We start from the raw sequence: 15,733 nt of genomic DNA, 5'->3' as shown, positions 1-15,733 counted from the left end.
CTATAACATTTTTTGTATGTTGAATGATGAGCAGTTCATAGTATGTATGAACTGTAAGTAAATCGCTGATAGAGCACTTTACTTTATGATAATAGTATTCATAAGGAGCATGAAAGCTATTCAAATTTAGAAACATAAAGAAAACTTATGATAATCTATAAGTTTCTTATTATTTACTTATTTAGAAAGTTGTAATAAGATATTATCGTAAGGTATTGAAAAGTTTGTCTACATTTTATATTCAGACAACTTAGTCACGTTTAACAGGGGGGAAACATAATGGTCAAACATAATCCATTTCAATCACGTGCAACTTTTGAAGTAGATGGAAAAACGTATCATTATTATGATTTGAAAGCGCTTGAAAATGCAGGGGTTGGCAACGTATCTCAATTACCATATTCCGTGAAAGTTTTACTTGAATCAGTACTTCGTCAAGTAGACGGACGTGTAATCACAGAAGAGCATGTTACAAATTTAGCGAAATGGGGAACGAAAGATGTGCAAGATATCGATGTTCCATTTAAACCATCTCGTGTAATTTTACAAGATTTCACTGGTGTTCCAGCTGTTGTTGATTTGGCTTCGCTTCGTAAAGCAATGGCAGACATGGGTGGGGATCCTGACAAAATTAATCCTGAAATTACTGTAGACCTTGTAATTGACCACTCTGTACAGGTTGATAGAGCGGGTACGGCAGACGCGCTTGCATTCAACATGGACTTAGAGTTTAAACGTAATGAAGAACGTTATAAATTTTTAAGCTGGGCACAAAAATCATTTGATAACTACCGTGCAGTTCCACCAGCTACAGGCATTGTACACCAAGTAAACCTTGAATATTTAGCACCAGTTGTTCATGCTGTGAAAAATGCTGAAGGTGACTTAGTTGCATACCCAGATTCATTAGTTGGAACAGACTCACATACAACAATGATTAACGGTATCGGCGTTCTTGGATGGGGCGTTGGTGGTATTGAAGCAGAAGCAGGAATGCTTGGACAGCCTTCATACTTCCCAGTACCTGAAGTAATCGGTGTGAAATTAACTGGCACACTTCCAAGTGGTACTACGGCAACAGACGTTGCATTAAAAGTAACACAAGTATTACGTCAAAAAGGTGTAGTTGGTAAATTTGTTGAGTTCTTCGGTAATGGACTAAAGAGTATGCCTTTAGCTGACCGTGCAACAATTTCAAATATGGCACCAGAATACGGCGCAACTTGTGGATTCTTCCCAATCGATGATATTTCATTAGAATACTTACGTTTAACAGGTAGAGATGAAGAGCAAATTCGTATTGTTGAAGAATACTGTAAAGCGAACGGTTTATTCTATACAGCAGATAGTAAAGATCCAATCTACACTGATCTTGTTGAAATTGATTTAAATACAATCGAATCTAACCTTTCTGGACCGAAACGCCCACAAGATTTAATTCCACTTTCAGATATGAAAGATGCGTTCCACAAAGCTGTTTTAGCACCAGTTGGAACACAAGGACTTGGATTTAATGAGCAAGAGTTCGATAAAGAAGTGAAGGTTACATTAGAAGATAAAGAAGTAACGATGAAAACAGGTGCAATTGCAATCGCTGCAATTACAAGCTGTACAAATACATCAAACCCATACGTATTAATTGGAGCAGGTCTAGTTGCGAAGAAAGCAATTGAAAAAGGACTTGTAGTACCTGAGTACGTAAAAACATCATTAGCACCAGGATCTAAAGTTGTTACTGAGTACTTAGATAAATCCGGTTTAACAACATATTTAGATCAATTAGGTTTCCAAACAGTTGGTTACGGTTGTACGACTTGTATCGGTAACTCTGGTCCATTAGCGCCAGAATTAGAAGAATCAATCGCAGCAAACGACTTACTAGTAACATCTGTTTTATCTGGTAACCGTAACTTTGAAGGTCGTATTCATCCTCTTGTAAAAGCAAACTACTTAGCATCACCACCACTTGTTGTGGCATATGCACTTGCAGGTACTGTTGATATTGACCTGAAAAATGATGAAATCGGTAAAGATGCAAATGGCAATGCTGTTTACTTCAATGATATTTGGCCATCAGCTAAAGAAATTGAAGATGTAGTTCAAAGCGTTGTTACATCTGAATTGTTCAAGAAAGAATATGCACAAGTATTTAACAGCAATGAGCGTTGGAATGAAATCCAAACTTCAAACGAAGCTTTATATACTTGGGATAATGATTCAACATACATTCAAAACCCACCATTCTTTGAAGGTTTATCTAAAGAGCCAGGTGAAGTTGAAACGTTATCAGGTTTACGCATAGTTGGTAAATTTGGTGATTCTGTAACAACAGACCATATTTCACCAGCAGGTTCAATTGGTAAGCACACACCAGCTGGACGCTATTTATTAGAAAACGGCGTACAACCAGTTGACTTTAACTCTTACGGTTCTCGTCGTGGTAACCATGAAGTTATGATGCGTGGTACATTTGCAAACATCCGTATTAAAAACCAAATCGCACCAGGAACAGAAGGTGGATATACAACATATTGGCCAACTGGTGAAGTAACATCAATCTATGATGCTGCTATGAAATATAAAGAAGATGGAACAGGTCTTCTAGTTGTTGCTGGTAAAGATTACGGTATGGGAAGTTCTCGTGACTGGGCTGCGAAAGGTACTAACTTATTAGGTATTAAAGCAGTAATCGCAGAAAGCTTCGAACGTATTCACCGCAGTAACTTAGTATTAATGGGTGTATTACCACTTCAATTTAAAGATGGCGAAAGTGCTGAAACGTTAGGTCTTGTTGGTAACGAGTCATTTGAAATTCAAATTGACAAAACAGTTAGACCGCGCGATCTTGTAAAAGTAGTTGCAACTGATTTAGATGGCAACGAAAAACAATTTGAAGTAGTAGCTCGTTTCGATAGTGAAGTAGAAATTGACTACTACCGTCACGGTGGTATTCTGCAAATGGTTCTTCGTGAGAAAATCGAAGAGTCAAAAGTGTCAAACTAAATAATTGAAATGAAAAATAAGGAAGCTAACAATAGTTAGCTTCCTTATTTTATGGAAAGGGATGAAACCATATGGTTTCATCCCTTTCTTTTTACTACGAAAAGTGGAGGGAACGTCATGAAAGAATATAAAAGAATATTGTGGCCGTTACGAAAAGAGAAAATATTAGTAATGGCAGCTGTATGTAGTGGGATAATTGCTGCCATTTTAAATTTATCACGCCCAATTTTCATGGGATTAATTGTAGACAATCTTATTCAAAGGGAGCTAAAAGGTGCGTATTTATATATAGCTTTGTTTGCGGGTATTCGCTTTTTAATGTGGACGAACAATCTTTTATTTGATTATATAAGTTCAAAAGCGAGTCAACGTATATTACAAACGAAACGTATAGAATTATTGCGTCACTATTTCTCATTACCGTTTGAAGAGAGTGAGAAGATCAAGCAAGGGGAGTTAGAAACTTGGGTCGTATCTGATATTCCGAACTGGATCAGATTATATGGCTTTATATTAATAGAGTATATACACGCTATTGCCCAATTTATTGGAGCTTTCATAGCACTACAACATATAGATATACAGTTTATATTGTGGGTAACTCCGTTTTTATTTTTAAGTACAATTGTTCCAATACTGATGGGAAAAAAGGTAAGAGATATTGCAAGCGTTGCTCAAAAAAATCAATCGAGTGTTGTAGAGATGGTGTCACAGTTTGTAAAGGGTATACAAGATTTACGTAGTTTACAAAAAGAAAAATGGGCTATTCGCTTATTTAAAGGAGTAACGGCACAATCTTATAAATCGGAAGTAAAGAAGACGATGATGCAACACTGCATTGGAGTAGTTGGAACAGTGATTGAAACAGGGGCATATATCGTTGTTCTCATTATAGGCGCGCAAAAAATAATGAAGGGAGAAATGGAAGTTGGCTCAATTGTTGCCGTGTTAGCCACAATTGAAATGCTCTTTTTTCCAGTCCGTTACGTTGGCGATTTATTAATGATGACACAAGTTGCAGTCGCTTCGGCAAATAGAATTTTTTCCTTTTTAGATAAACGAGTGGCAGATAGTAAGGTAGAAAGAGCGATGGGGATGACAGTAACAAATGTTTCATTTCAGGAGAATGATGAAGAGAAATGCAGAATTCATAATATTGATTTGCAAATTAATCCAGGTGAACTCGTTATTATTGTAGGAGAAAGTGGCGCAGGAAAAACAACGCTTTTAAAATTAATGACAGGGTTGTATAAACCATCTAATGGTAACATTGTTTATTATGGTGATGAGGCTCGTATGACTACAGTGTGGCAAGAACCTCGTTTCTTTCGGACGACAGTAAAAGAGAATATGTATTTCGAGGAAGAGGGTTTAGAAAATCAGTTAGAAAAAAATATTGAGCTTGTAAATGTGAAGCCGATAATTAGAGGTTTATCGGAAGGGCTTCAAACTGTACTACATAAAAGCGGTGAAGAGTTTTCGGGGGGGGGGAAAGAAAACGTCTTGCATTATTACGTGCCATTGTTTCAAATCCGAATCTTATTATTTTAGATGAACCAACTGCGGGATTAGATCCGAGCAACCAAGAAACTATTTGGAATATGATAGAAGGATTAGGAAGAGAGGTCACGAGAATTGTGGCAACACATGATGTAGAGAAAGCGATACTAGCAGATCGTGTTGTCATAATGAAAGAAGGACGTATTGTTGCATGTGGAAGTCCTAAAAAATTAATAAATAGTCATTCGTTTTGCAAGTGATGTGAATAAAGATAAGAGTACTGCTCTTATCTTTATTCAGCATCATTTATTTGATACTCGATAGATTCTGAATGATTCAGATCAACGTTAAAGGTAGCGGTCGTAAGGAAAGTGGCAATTCCAAGAATTAAGAAAAGGACGAATGAGACTAGAGAGACGTAGAGACAAATACGCCCTACTTTCTTTTTTTTAAGGTCTTTACTAAAGAGTGAAATGATCCATGTAATAATACCGACTGGGTATAAAAGAAAACTAAGAATATATAATGTTGTTTTTTCGAATGAATTCATAAAAAATCCCCCTTTTGTTGTAGGTTTATAACTACGAGAGTAAAAAGGTGAATGGGTCCATAAGAAGATAAGCAACACTTCATTTATTTTTCTAATTATATGATAAAAAGGAAAAAATTTCACTTTAAATAAGAATATTCTAATTATTTCGACTGTGAATATTTCCAAGCTCGTCCGTATAAGCTAAAATAAGGTATATAGTATTTGGGTAATTAGGTTAATAAGAAGATAAATACGTTAGGGTGATATAAAATGTGGCGGAAGCTTACGATTATTGTAGTGTTACTTTGTTTAGCGGGATATGCAGCTTATGAACAATTTGGTAAAAAAGATCAGGCGGTACAAGGGGAGCAAGAAAAAAGTGAAGCTGCTATGAAAGAGATGATTGCAAGTAATGGTATCGAAATAGGGAAGAGTGCGCCAAACTTTGAATTAACGAAGTTAGATGGAACGAATGTAAAGTTATCGGATTTAAAAGGAAAGAAAGTGATTTTAAACTTTTGGGCAACGTGGTGTGGACCATGTCAGCAAGAAATGCCGGATATGGAAGCTTTCTATAAAGAACATAAAGAGAACGTAGAAATTTTAGCAATAAATTATACGCCTTCAGAAAAAGGTGGGGGAGTAGAAAAGGTAAGCAATTTTGTTAAAGAAAAAGGAATTACTTTTCCTATTTTATTGGACAAGAACATTGATGTGACAACAGCGTATAAAGTAATTACGATTCCAACTTCGTATTTTATAGATACAAAAGGTGTCATTCAAGATAAGTTTATTGGGCCGATGACGCAAAAAGAGATGGAGAAAAGAGTTGCTAAATTAAAATAATGGTGAAAAGGTAGAGGTGGAGAGTTCCCATTTCTGCCTTTTCTTTTTCAAGTAGTAATAACTTCATGATATGATGTAAGAAATATAAACGTTTAGAGATAAAGGAGTGTATGGAGTGGGGAATGTATCCTTACCGTTAGATTATGTTGTAATTGATTTTGAAACAACAGGATTTAACCCTTATAATGATAAAATTATTCAAGTTGCAGCAGTGAAATATCGTAATCATGAATTAGTAGATCAATTTGTTTCATACGTGAATCCAGAGCGGCCAATTCCGGACCGAATAACGAGTTTAACAGGTATTACTAATTATCGCGTTTCAGATGCACCGACGATTGAAGAAGTGTTACCTTTATTTTTAGCATTTTTACATACAAATGTTATTGTGGCCCATAATGCTTCTTTTGATATGCGCTTTTTGAAAAGTAATGTAAATATGCTAGGGCTACCTGAACCTAAAAATAAAGTAATTGATACTGTATTTTTAGCGAAGAAATACATGAAGCATGCGCCTAATCATAAACTTGAAACGTTAAAGCGAATGCTTGGCATTCGTTTAAGTTCTCATAATGCATTTGACGATTGTATTACGTGTGCCGCTGTTTATCAAAAGTGTGCAGCTATTGAAGAAGAAGGGAACCGAAAAGTAAATAAGGCTGTGCTTGATGAAACTGCGGTATACGAAGCGGTGAAAGAAATGCTTGTATGTAATAAACGTAATGTAGAATGGCTACGTTGTATGAATGTAGGAAGTTATTTAGATATAAAAGCTTTTTATCCAGTTATGAGAGTAAAGGTAAAAGGGCGAAAGAAATATGTATTAACAGAAATATTAGAAGATGATGTGAAAGAAATATGTACAAGCTTAAAATGTGAACCAGCGTTAAAAAGTGAAGTTGGTAATACGAGAATTATGCTTAATAGCTTAGAGGATGTTATGAAATTAGAAAGTTATATTTTAGAACAGTATGATTTTGTGTTACAGGCGCTTCATGATTATAAAGAAAATGAAATGAATGCAGATGAAAAGTTGAAAGAGTATTTAAATATTATGGTATGAAAAACTCCGTGTGCAATATATTGTACACGGAGTTTTTTTAGGAGTACTAAAACATAAAATTTTCTTACAAATCTGATTAAAGAGTTTTTCGTTTGCTCATACTATGTAATAAGAAAGCGAAGGAGAGAGGGTGAACAACATGAGAAGAAGTCGCCGTAAATCGTTTGAAGAACTTGTAAATGAAAATAAACAACAATTATTAAGCGATCGTGATGCAATTGATCGCATTGAAGAGCGCATCGAAAAACGTTATGAAATGAAACTTTTTAAGCAAGCTGAATAATTCTTAACACTAGTACGATACTAGTGTTAAGGAGGCGATAGTAATGGGTAATCCGAAAAAAAATTCAAAAGACTTTGCACCAAATCATATTGGAACACAATCGAAAAAAGCTGGTGGAAATAAAGGAAAGCAAATGCAAGATCAAACAGGTAAACAACCGATTGTTGATAACGGTTAAAAAGGAGAATGTTATCATTCTTCTTTTTTGTGAGGAAATGAAAGATGAGTTTTTAGCAGTAATATGAAAAAAAGGGCTGACTTTTGTCAGCCCTTTTTCGTAATCGTGAAATTTTCAACGAGTAAACGCCAATTTTGCGGGAATGGTAAACCGATTTTCCAGTAACTAATACCACCTATACCTTGTTCTTTCATTAAATTGAATTTACTTTGAACAGACCGTGAATCTTCAAACCAAACTTCGTGTTGCACGCCGTTTTCATCAAAATAATTAAAATGAGGAGCTTGGGCTGTGAAATCATAACGAATAGGAACATTATATTTACGAGCTAGTGCAACAGCTGCGACGGAGCTAATTGCTTTTGCAGGTGGATTTCCTTGTTTAAATGGAAGTTTCCAATCAAACCCGTATAAATTTTGCCCCATCATAATTTTTTGTGGAGGCATTTGAGATTTTGCATATTGAAGTACTTCTTTCACTGGACCGATAGGAGAAATCGCCATCGGTGGCCCGCCCTGCCATCCCCAGTCATATGTCATAATGACGACGAAATCAACAATTTGCCCTTGCGCTTTATAATCATGAGCTTCGAAAAATTTGCCCTTTTGATTGGAACTTGTTTTCGGTACGAGAGTTGTGCTCAATGTGTACCCACTAGGTAAGCGTGTTTTTACATTTCGTAAAAAGCGATTATACGCCTCGCGGTCTTCAGGTGCTACACTTTCGAAATCGAAATGAATGTCTCGCATGCCATATTTTTCAGCTGTTTGCAAAATGTTAGTAATAAATTTGTTTTGAATCGTTGCGTCGCGTAAAATAACTGATGTTAGATCGGCACTGAAATTACCATTTTCAATATTTGTAATAACGAGCATAGGGATTGTTTTACCTTGCGTTGCAATATTAGCAATTTTAGCTGTTTCAGTAGGTTCTTTTAATGTGCCATCTCTTTTTGCCTCAAAACTAAAATAGGCTAAGTATGTTAAAAATGGATTGATGGCGCGTGTCGCATTAACTAAACTCTCTTTAATCGGTATAGTTGAAGGTTGTAAATAAGCGATGGATTCTACAGCTCGTTTTGTGCCTTTTGGTACATATAATTGTTGTCCGACATGGAGAATAGATTTTAAAGATAAATTATTAACTTTAGCTAAACTAGCGAGGGGGACATTATATGTTTGAGAAATTCGATATAGGCTGTCACCAGGCTGTACATAATAATTATTTCCTTTCGTATTAACGATAAGTGCCTGACCAACAACGAGCGTTTCAGCTGGATTTAGTCCATTGTCTTTTACTATTTCGTCAGGTGTTGATCCATATTTTGATGCCAAGCTATATACGCTATCACCACTACGAACAGTTACAATTTGAATCATATGCTGGCTCCTTTCAGTAAAAGATTCACTGTTTTTATTTTATTTTTGATGTTACTGTATTATGATTAAATGTATGCAAGGTAGCAGAAGTGAAAGAAGGCGAATACATATGTTTGTAGCAGAACATGAAGTTGAAATCCGTTATGCGGAAACAGATCAAATGGGTGTTGTTTACCATTCAAACTACTTAGTGTGGCTTGAGTTAGGTCGCACGAAACTTATACAAGATTTAGGTTTTTCATATGTTGAAATGGAGAAAGAAGGAATTATTTCTCCTGTGTTAGATTTACAAATTTCATATCGTAAAGCGATGCGTTATGGAGAAAAGGCAATCGTAAAAACATGGGTCGATACTGTGAGCCCGCTTCGCGTTGTATATGGATATGAAATATATAATGGTGATGGTGATCTTTGTATTACTGCAAGTACGACGAATATTTGTGCGAAAAAAGAAGGGTTCCGCCCTGTATCATTTAAAAAGTTATATCCTGAGTGGTATGCGAAATATGAGGAAATTAAGAAAAAATAAAAAAGCGTGGCAGAAGCCGCGCTTTTTTATTTTTCATAATTAAATTGTGGGAAGTCGTCACCTTCATGAAGTGTAACAGATAAATTATGTCCATCGAAGAACCATTCATCATCGCCTTCAATAAAGAAGTTAATACCTTCTTCTTGAATTTGAACAGCAGGGTGTGCAGGATCATCTTTACGAATACCTAAAGAAAGTCCTTTTTGCACAGTACTGCAACCACCGTATTGTACGAAAAAGCGTAGTGTTTCATTTGATTGTAAGTTTAATTCATTTTTATACCATTGTGCTGCTTCTTTTGTTACGGAAAGATTCATGTATAGTTCCTCCAAGTTATGTTGCTTTTTCTTTAGTATAAAAAATAACGCAAAAAGACGCTATTAATATGCTTCACGTTTTCTTTTTGCGTTATGTGGGTTACGATCTTATTTTTGCTTTTTTGAAAAGTTTGCTTTTGGTTCAGTTTTATTTATAATTCGTCCGATATTTGCACGGTGTTTATAAATAACCATACCTGCTAATAAACACATCGCAATAATGAAGATTTTATCCCCGCTAACAATGGATGCAATAACAGCAACAACTGCTGTTACCATAGAAGAAAGTGATACGTATCTTGTTGTAAATAAAAGGGTGAAAAATACAACAGCCAATATTGCAAAAACAACTGGTGAATAGCATAATAGCACCCCAGCAGAAGTTGCAACTGCTTTACCACCACGGAATTTCGCGAAGATCGGGTAGACATGTCCAAGAACAGCCGCTAACCCGAACCATAGTGGGTGAATATCTAATCCGAAAATCATTGGTAGACTTGTTGCTAATGTCCCTTTTAAAATGTCAGCAATTGTAACGGTAAAACCTGCTTTTTTCCCTAATGTACGGAATGTGTTTGTTCCGCCTAGATTACCGCTCCCGTGCTCACGAATATCGATTCCGTAGCCAATTTTTCCAACAACTAGTGCAAATGGAATCGAGCCAAGCAAGTAGGCAACGATAAATAAAAGATATGTAGTAACCATAAGTTCAGTCTCCTTTATTCAAATGTGTTGATAAAGGGTAAAAAGAGTTTTTCCCGTATATTGTACCATACATTTGTAAAGAGCACATTTCTTTTTTGTAAATGAAAAATTCATTATTTCGTGAAAAAAATTTCACAGTAATGTTACATTTCTCACAGAAACAGCAAGACTATATGTAGTAACATTTTAATCAAAAGACAACAACATATTGGTGGAGGGTTATAAATGTTACAAAATAATACACGTGGAGAAGAATTAATGAAAGTGTTCGAGACGATAGTCCACGGCAATGAACAAGATTTAATGCAAGAAAATGCAAATGTAGACGGCCGCTCTCCAATGGGTGTAATGGGAACGTTCGCATCTGAGAGTGCAAAATATTATGCTGTTGAGAATTTATTGTCAGATCAAGTGAAAAAAGCGATAAATGAAAATATATTATATCCACATGATTTAGATTTTTATGCGACAGGAACGACGACTTGTTCGCAAATTCCGTTAGCGCAAATGCTTGCTAACGGTTTTCATACTGGACATGGACATATGAGACAACCACAAGACATTAAAAGTGCATTGGCTCTTTCGTCTATTATTTTTCAAGCGAATCAAAATATGCAGCATGGCGGTCAATCGTTTGCACTCTTTGATATTGATTTAGCACCTTATGTACGAAAAACAATTGAGAGACATAAAAAACGATTACAATCATATCCGCTTACGAAAGAACAAATAGAAGAATTTGCATGGAAAGAAACGGAAAATGATACGTATCAAGCGTGTGAGGCTTTCGTTCATAATTCGAATAGTATGCATAGTAGGGGCGGAGGACAAGTACCGTTTATTTCTATTAATTACGGAACAGATACATCAAAAGAAGGAAGAATGTTAATTAAACAACTATTAAAAGCAACACAAGCTGGACTTGGTAAAGGAGAGACACCAATTTTTCCGATTCAAATTTTCAAGATGAAAAAAGGTGTGAATTTTGAAGAAAGTGATCCGAATTACGATTTATTTGAATTAGCATTAGAGACAACTGCAGAGCGATTATTCCCTAACTTTTCATTTTTAGATGCTCCGTTTAATACAGTGCATTATGATGGAAGACCAGAAAGTGAAGTATGTTACATGGGATGTCGTACCCGTGTTATGTCTAATATACATGGAGAAGAAACAGCGATTGGTAGAGGGAATTTATCATTTACGTCTATCAATTTAGTGAAATTAGCGTTAATTAGTGGTTCAAAAGAAGCATTTTTTGAAGCGCTAAACTACTATTTAGATTTAGGAATTAAGCAGTTATTAGAAAGATTTGCGTATCAATGTAAGAAGCGAGCAAGAGATTTTCAGTTTTTATATTCACAAGGTGTATGGCGTGGTGGAGAAGCATTGCAGCCTGAAGACTCCGTAGCTTCGATTTTAAAACAAGGGACGTTAAGTGTTGGTTTTATCGGTCTTGCGGAATGTTTAGTAGCTTTAACAGGAAAGCATCATGGGGAAGATGAAGAATCATGGAAACTTGGGTACGAAATTATTTCCTTTATGAGAGATAGAATGGATAAAGCGACAGAAGAACATCAACTAAATTTCTCGATAATTGCAACTCCAGCAGAAGGATTATCAGGAAAGTTTGTGAAAAAAGATAGAGAAGAATTTGGCGTGATTAGCGGTATAACGAACCATAATTACTATACGAATTCATTCCATATTCCAGTTTATTATAACATTCAAGCGATAAATAAAATCCGTTTAGAAGGCCCGTTCCATGCTCTCTGTAATGGAGGACACATTACGTATATTGAACTGGACGGAGCAGCGATGCATAACAAAAAGGCATTAAAACAAATTATACAAGCCATGGCAGAACATGGCGTTGGATACGGTTCAATTAATCATCCTGTTGACCGTTGTAAGTGCTGTAGTTATCACGGGGTTATTGGAAATGAATGTCCAAGTTGCGGGAATGAAGATGAGGCTAATATAGAAAGAATTCGCCGTATAACAGGCTATCTTGTAGGAGATATGTCGAAGTGGAATAGTGCGAAACGTAGTGAAGAGATAGATCGGGTGAAACATAAATGAAAGTGATGAATATTATTCATGATAGTGTAGTAGATGGAGAAGGATTGCGGACAGTCGTGTTTTTTGCGGGCTGTCCGCATCGTTGTGTCGGTTGCCATAATCCGAAATCGTGGAATATTTGCAACGGAACGGAAATGACAGTAGAAGAAATTGTGAAAGAGATTGCAAGTAATCCATTAACTGATGTAACATTTTCAGGTGGAGATCCATTTTTTCAAGCTGCTGAAGTGAAAAAGGTAGCAAAAATCGTGAAAGATTTGAAAAAAAACCTATGGATGTATACAGGTTATACGTTAGAAGAGATACAGAGTTCCCAAAATAATGATATGATAGAGTTGTTACATTATGGGGATGTTTTAGTCGATGGAAGGTTTGAAATTGAGAAAAAAGATTTAACACTTCCATTTCGCGGAAGCTCCAATCAACGTATTATTCGATTGAAAGAGTAAAAAGGCGGGATAGATTATATGAATAAAACAGTATTGCTTGTTGAAGACGAAAGAAGATTACGTGAAATTGTTAGTGATTATTTTCGTAATGAAGGCTTTGAAGTAATCGAAGCAGAAGATGGAAAGAAAGCGTTAGAGTTATTTGCAGAGCATGAAATTGATTTAATTATGTTAGATATTATGTTACCGGAAATAGATGGATGGTCTGTTTGTAGACGAATTAGAAAAGAATCAGCAGTACCAATTATTATGTTGACAGCACGTTCGGATGAGGATGATACATTGCTAGGTTTCGAATTAGGTGCAGACGAGTATGTAACGAAACCATTTAGTCCGAAAGTGTTAGTAGCTCGTGCAAAGACGTTATTGAAACGTGCGGATGGCGCGGTAGGAGTAGCGGAAGAAAATGCTATGTCTTTAGCTGGAATTGAAGTGAATCGTCTATCTAGAACTGTTTTAGTAGATGGAGAAGAAATTATATTGACACATAAAGAATTTGAACTTCTCGTTTATTTAATGGAGAACAAAGGAATCGTATTATCACGTCAACATTTATTAGACCAGTTATGGGGATATGACTATTACGGTGATGACCGAACGGTTGATACCCATATTAAAAAACTTCGAAATAAGTTAGGAGATAAAGCGAAGCATATCGGTACTGTTATTCGAGTTGGTTATAAATTTGAAGAATAATCTAGAACAATTTGTGTAATTTAGCCTAGGAAAATGGCAATTTTATACTCTCTTTTGAAGGTAGAATGTACAAAAAATACTTTTCTTGTCTACAATGTTAGATAGGAGTATTTTTTTAATTGGATTTCACGATGAGTTCACAAGAAGGACACAAAACGTGACTATACTGAAAATACGAATTCACCAGAGAGGGGAAATAAAACATGGGATATTACGACGGACCAAATTTAAATGAAGAGCATAGTGAAACGAGAGAAGTGAGAAAATCAGGTAGTAAAAAAGGCTATTTCTTCACAGGTTTAGTGGGAGCTGTAGTCGGAGCGGTTTCGATTAGTTTTGCAGCACCATATATGCCATGGGCTCAAAATAATGGAGCACCAGTATCATCATTTAGTTCGGATTCAAAAGTAGAAGGTACTGTAGTTCCTGTTGTAAATAAAGCGAAAAATGAAACTGATTTACCTGGTATGATTGAAGGAGCGAAAGATGTTGTTGTAGGCGTTATTAATATGCAACAAAGCGTTGATCCATTTGCAATGCAACCGACAGGTCAAGAACAACAAGCTGGTTCAGGATCAGGTGTTATTTATAAAAAAGCAGGAAATAAAGCATATATTGTAACAAACAACCACGTAGTAGATGGAGCGAATAAACTTGCTGTAAAGCTAAGTGATGGTAAAAAGGTAGATGCAAAGTTAGTAGGGAAAGATCCTTGGTTAGACTTAGCTGTTGTTGAAATTGATGGGGCTAATGTAAATAAAGTTGCAACTTTAGGTGACTCAAGTAAACTTCGTGCGGGTGAAAAAGCGATTGCAATCGGTAACCCACTTGGATTTGACGGAAGTGTAACGGAAGGTATAATCAGTAGTAAAGAACGCGAAATCCCAGTTGATATTGATGGGGATAAACGCCCAGATTGGCAAGCACAAGTTATTCAAACAGATGCAGCGATTAATCCTGGTAACAGTGGTGGTGCATTATTTAACCAAAACGGTGAAATAATTGGGATTAATTCAAGTAAAATTGCACAACAAGAAGTTGAAGGAATTGGATTTGCTATTCCAATTAATATCGCAAAGCCAGTTATTGAATCACTTGAAAAAGACGGAGTAGTAAAACGTCCAGCTCTTGGAGTAGGTGTCGTTTCGTTAGAAGATGTGCAAGCTTATGCAGTCAATCAATTGAAAGTACCGAAAGAAGTAACTAATGGTGTTGTATTAGGTAAAATTTACCCAATATCACCGGCAGAAAAAGCTGGTTTAGAGCAATATGATATTGTCGTAGCATTAGATGATCAAAAAGTAGAAAATTCACTTCAATTCCGTAAATATTTATATGAAAAGAAAAAAGTAGGCGAGAAAGTAGAAGTCACATTCTACCGTAACGGTCAAAAAATGACGAAAACAGCTACTTTAGCAGATAATTCAGCTACAAAGAATCAATAATCGAAATAAAAGAAAGTCTCTTTCATATTGAAAGAGACTTTCTTTATCGGCTATACTAAAGGAATAGGAGGGATTAATTATGACAATTGAAAACCCAACTCGTACGGAAATTGGTGAAGTGTTAAAGAAAAGCAAAACAATTGCGGTTGTTGGATTATCAGATAAGCCAGAACGTACATCGTATATGGTTTCAAAAGCAATGCAAGATGCTGGATACCGCATTATTCCAGTTAATCCAACAGTAAATGAGGTGCTTGGAGAAAAGGCAGTTTCTTCACTAAAGGATATTAAGGAACACGTTGACATTGTAAATGTATTTCGTCGCTCAGAGTTTTTAATGGATGTTGCAAAAGAATTTGTCGAGATTGATGCAGATGTTTTTTGGGCACAATTAGGAGTACAAGATGAAGATACATATAAACTTTTAAAAGAAAAAGACTATACTGTAATAATGGATCGTTGTATTAAAGTAGAACATGCGATGACAAAATAGTATAGACTTAAAGTTAGAAAGATTGATTCAGCCCTCATTATAGATAAGTAGGGCCGATGAACGAGGTGTTCATCATGAGATTTTTTAAAGGCTGTTTTTGGGGATTGTTATTTGTAATCCCATTTTGGATTTTGATCATTTGGATCATAATAAAGGTTTGGAATGTGTAATCTTGGAATACATATCCATTTCTCGTTGACAAACGATTATTTTTCTGAAATAGTAGCCTAGAG

General features: G+C 35.7%; 15 protein-coding genes and 1 pseudogene. 12 read left to right on the top strand and 4 right to left on the bottom strand.

The genetic code is table 11. The features are described from left to right. Window positions 1-279 precede the first annotated feature (279 nt). Window positions 280-3,003 carry an aconitate hydratase AcnA gene (acnA, locus tag CN409_RS22440; RefSeq protein ID WP_000238552.1) on the top strand — a complete coding sequence of 908 codons (2,724 nt, stop codon included), beginning with the start codon at window positions 280-282 and terminating at the stop codon, window positions 3,001-3,003. A 117-nt stretch (window positions 3,004-3,120) separates the two neighbouring features. Further along, window positions 3,121-4,763, top strand: a pseudogene (locus CN409_RS22435) (ABC transporter ATP-binding protein). Between the two features lie 32 nt (window positions 4,764-4,795). Here CN409_RS22435 and CN409_RS22430 read toward each other — a convergent pair. Then, on the bottom strand, window positions 4,796-5,053 hold the full coding sequence (locus CN409_RS22430) for a hypothetical protein (RefSeq protein WP_001083890.1): 258 nt from the start codon (window positions 5,051-5,053) through the stop codon (window positions 4,796-4,798). A 252-nt stretch (window positions 5,054-5,305) separates the two neighbouring features. On the opposite strand from CN409_RS22430, the gene CN409_RS22425 reads away from it, so the two are divergent. The 4 genes from CN409_RS22425 (at window position 5,306) to sspN (ending at window position 7,405) form a co-directional block, all read left to right on the top strand. Continuing rightward, window positions 5,306-5,881: a redoxin domain-containing protein gene (locus tag CN409_RS22425; protein ID WP_000269061.1), complete on the top strand. Its 576-nt coding sequence runs from the start codon at window positions 5,306-5,308 to the stop codon at window positions 5,879-5,881. Window positions 5,882-5,996: 115 nt separating this feature from the next. Further along, window positions 5,997-6,944, top strand: coding sequence for a 3'-5' exonuclease (locus CN409_RS22420; protein ID WP_000528760.1), 948 nt, complete (start codon window positions 5,997-5,999; stop codon window positions 6,942-6,944). Window positions 6,945-7,083: 139 nt separating this feature from the next. Beyond that, window positions 7,084-7,227 carry an FbpB family small basic protein gene (locus tag CN409_RS22415; protein WP_001254699.1) on the top strand — a complete coding sequence of 48 codons (144 nt, stop codon included), beginning with the start codon at window positions 7,084-7,086 and terminating at the stop codon, window positions 7,225-7,227. A gap of 43 nt (window positions 7,228-7,270) precedes the next feature. Further along, window positions 7,271-7,405, top strand: a complete 135-nt coding sequence (gene sspN, locus CN409_RS22410; RefSeq protein ID WP_000527987.1) for an acid-soluble spore protein SspN — start codon at window positions 7,271-7,273, stop codon at window positions 7,403-7,405. An 86-nt stretch (window positions 7,406-7,491) separates the two neighbouring features. Here sspN and CN409_RS22405 read toward each other — a convergent pair whose 3' ends face one another. Next, the gene (locus CN409_RS22405) at window positions 7,492-8,784 is read right to left on the bottom strand and encodes a glycoside hydrolase family 18 protein (protein ID WP_000614855.1); all 1,293 of its coding nucleotides are present in this window, start codon (window positions 8,782-8,784) and stop codon (window positions 7,492-7,494) included. Between the two features lie 109 nt (window positions 8,785-8,893). On the opposite strand from CN409_RS22405, the gene CN409_RS22400 reads away from it, so the two are divergent. Next, complete coding sequence (locus CN409_RS22400; RefSeq protein ID WP_000495808.1) at window positions 8,894-9,313, top strand: acyl-CoA thioesterase; 420 nt, start codon at window positions 8,894-8,896, stop codon at window positions 9,311-9,313. A 26-nt stretch (window positions 9,314-9,339) separates the two neighbouring features. Here CN409_RS22400 and CN409_RS22395 read toward each other — a convergent pair whose 3' ends face one another. Together CN409_RS22395 and plsY are read right to left on the bottom strand one after the other, a co-directional pair. Beyond that, window positions 9,340-9,630, bottom strand: a complete 291-nt coding sequence (locus CN409_RS22395; protein WP_001054452.1) for a HesB/YadR/YfhF family protein — start codon at window positions 9,628-9,630, stop codon at window positions 9,340-9,342. 108 nt (window positions 9,631-9,738) lie between these two features. Beyond that, entirely contained in the window at window positions 9,739-10,335 is a 597-nt protein-coding gene (plsY, locus tag CN409_RS22390; protein WP_000258974.1) for a glycerol-3-phosphate 1-O-acyltransferase PlsY, read from the bottom strand. A 225-nt stretch (window positions 10,336-10,560) separates the two neighbouring features. Between plsY and CN409_RS22385 the strand changes: the two genes are divergently transcribed. The 5 genes from CN409_RS22385 to CN409_RS22365 all read left to right on the top strand — a co-directional run bounded on the left by CN409_RS22385 (window position 10,561) and on the right by CN409_RS22365 (window position 15,500). Then, a complete protein-coding gene (locus tag CN409_RS22385; RefSeq protein ID WP_000940083.1) occupies window positions 10,561-12,417 on the top strand; it encodes an anaerobic ribonucleoside triphosphate reductase in 1,857 nt (618 codons plus the stop codon). After that, window positions 12,414-12,866: an anaerobic ribonucleoside-triphosphate reductase activating protein gene (nrdG, locus tag CN409_RS22380; RefSeq protein WP_000867078.1), complete on the top strand. Its 453-nt coding sequence runs from the start codon at window positions 12,414-12,416 to the stop codon at window positions 12,864-12,866. The genes CN409_RS22385 and nrdG overlap by 4 nt, the downstream gene beginning before the upstream one ends. An 18-nt stretch (window positions 12,867-12,884) precedes the next feature. Beyond that, on the top strand, window positions 12,885-13,562 hold the full coding sequence (locus CN409_RS22375) for a response regulator transcription factor (protein WP_001044679.1): 678 nt from the start codon (window positions 12,885-12,887) through the stop codon (window positions 13,560-13,562). Between the two features lie 203 nt (window positions 13,563-13,765). Further along, the gene (locus tag CN409_RS22370; RefSeq protein WP_000542642.1) at window positions 13,766-15,007 is read left to right on the top strand and encodes a S1C family serine protease; all 1,242 of its coding nucleotides are present in this window, start codon (window positions 13,766-13,768) and stop codon (window positions 15,005-15,007) included. Window positions 15,008-15,086: 79 nt separating this feature from the next. Further along, window positions 15,087-15,500: a CoA-binding protein gene (locus CN409_RS22365; protein ID WP_000151394.1), complete on the top strand. Its 414-nt coding sequence runs from the start codon at window positions 15,087-15,089 to the stop codon at window positions 15,498-15,500. Window positions 15,501-15,733 lie beyond the last annotated feature (233 nt).

The organism is Bacillus sp. AFS012607 (genome assembly GCF_002558005.1).
Classification (GTDB): domain Bacteria; phylum Bacillota; class Bacilli; order Bacillales; family Bacillaceae_G; genus Bacillus_A; species Bacillus_A thuringiensis_S.
Note: the sequence above shows the minus strand (reverse complement) of the source record. Positions and strands in the feature narration are given on the sequence as shown.

Coding starts and splice junctions, on each gene's coding strand:
- acnA (WP_000238552.1), top strand. CDS start 280: ATGGTCAAACATAATCCATTTCAATCACGTGCAACTTTTGAAGTAGAT.
- CN409_RS22430 (WP_001083890.1), bottom strand. CDS start 5,053: ATGAATTCATTCGAAAAAACAACATTATATATTCTTAGTTTTCTTTTA.
- CN409_RS22425 (WP_000269061.1), top strand. CDS start 5,306: ATGTGGCGGAAGCTTACGATTATTGTAGTGTTACTTTGTTTAGCGGGA.
- CN409_RS22415 (WP_001254699.1), top strand. CDS start 7,084: ATGAGAAGAAGTCGCCGTAAATCGTTTGAAGAACTTGTAAATGAAAAT.
- sspN (WP_000527987.1), top strand. CDS start 7,271: ATGGGTAATCCGAAAAAAAATTCAAAAGACTTTGCACCAAATCATATT.
- CN409_RS22405 (WP_000614855.1), bottom strand. CDS start 8,784: ATGATTCAAATTGTAACTGTTCGTAGTGGTGATAGCGTATATAGCTTG.
- CN409_RS22400 (WP_000495808.1), top strand. CDS start 8,894: ATGTTTGTAGCAGAACATGAAGTTGAAATCCGTTATGCGGAAACAGAT.
- CN409_RS22395 (WP_001054452.1), bottom strand. CDS start 9,630: ATGAATCTTTCCGTAACAAAAGAAGCAGCACAATGGTATAAAAATGAA.
- plsY (WP_000258974.1), bottom strand. CDS start 10,335: ATGGTTACTACATATCTTTTATTTATCGTTGCCTACTTGCTTGGCTCG.
- CN409_RS22385 (WP_000940083.1), top strand. CDS start 10,561: ATGTTACAAAATAATACACGTGGAGAAGAATTAATGAAAGTGTTCGAG.
- nrdG (WP_000867078.1), top strand. CDS start 12,414: ATGAAAGTGATGAATATTATTCATGATAGTGTAGTAGATGGAGAAGGA.
- CN409_RS22375 (WP_001044679.1), top strand. CDS start 12,885: ATGAATAAAACAGTATTGCTTGTTGAAGACGAAAGAAGATTACGTGAA.
- CN409_RS22370 (WP_000542642.1), top strand. CDS start 13,766: ATGGGATATTACGACGGACCAAATTTAAATGAAGAGCATAGTGAAACG.
- CN409_RS22365 (WP_000151394.1), top strand. CDS start 15,087: ATGACAATTGAAAACCCAACTCGTACGGAAATTGGTGAAGTGTTAAAG.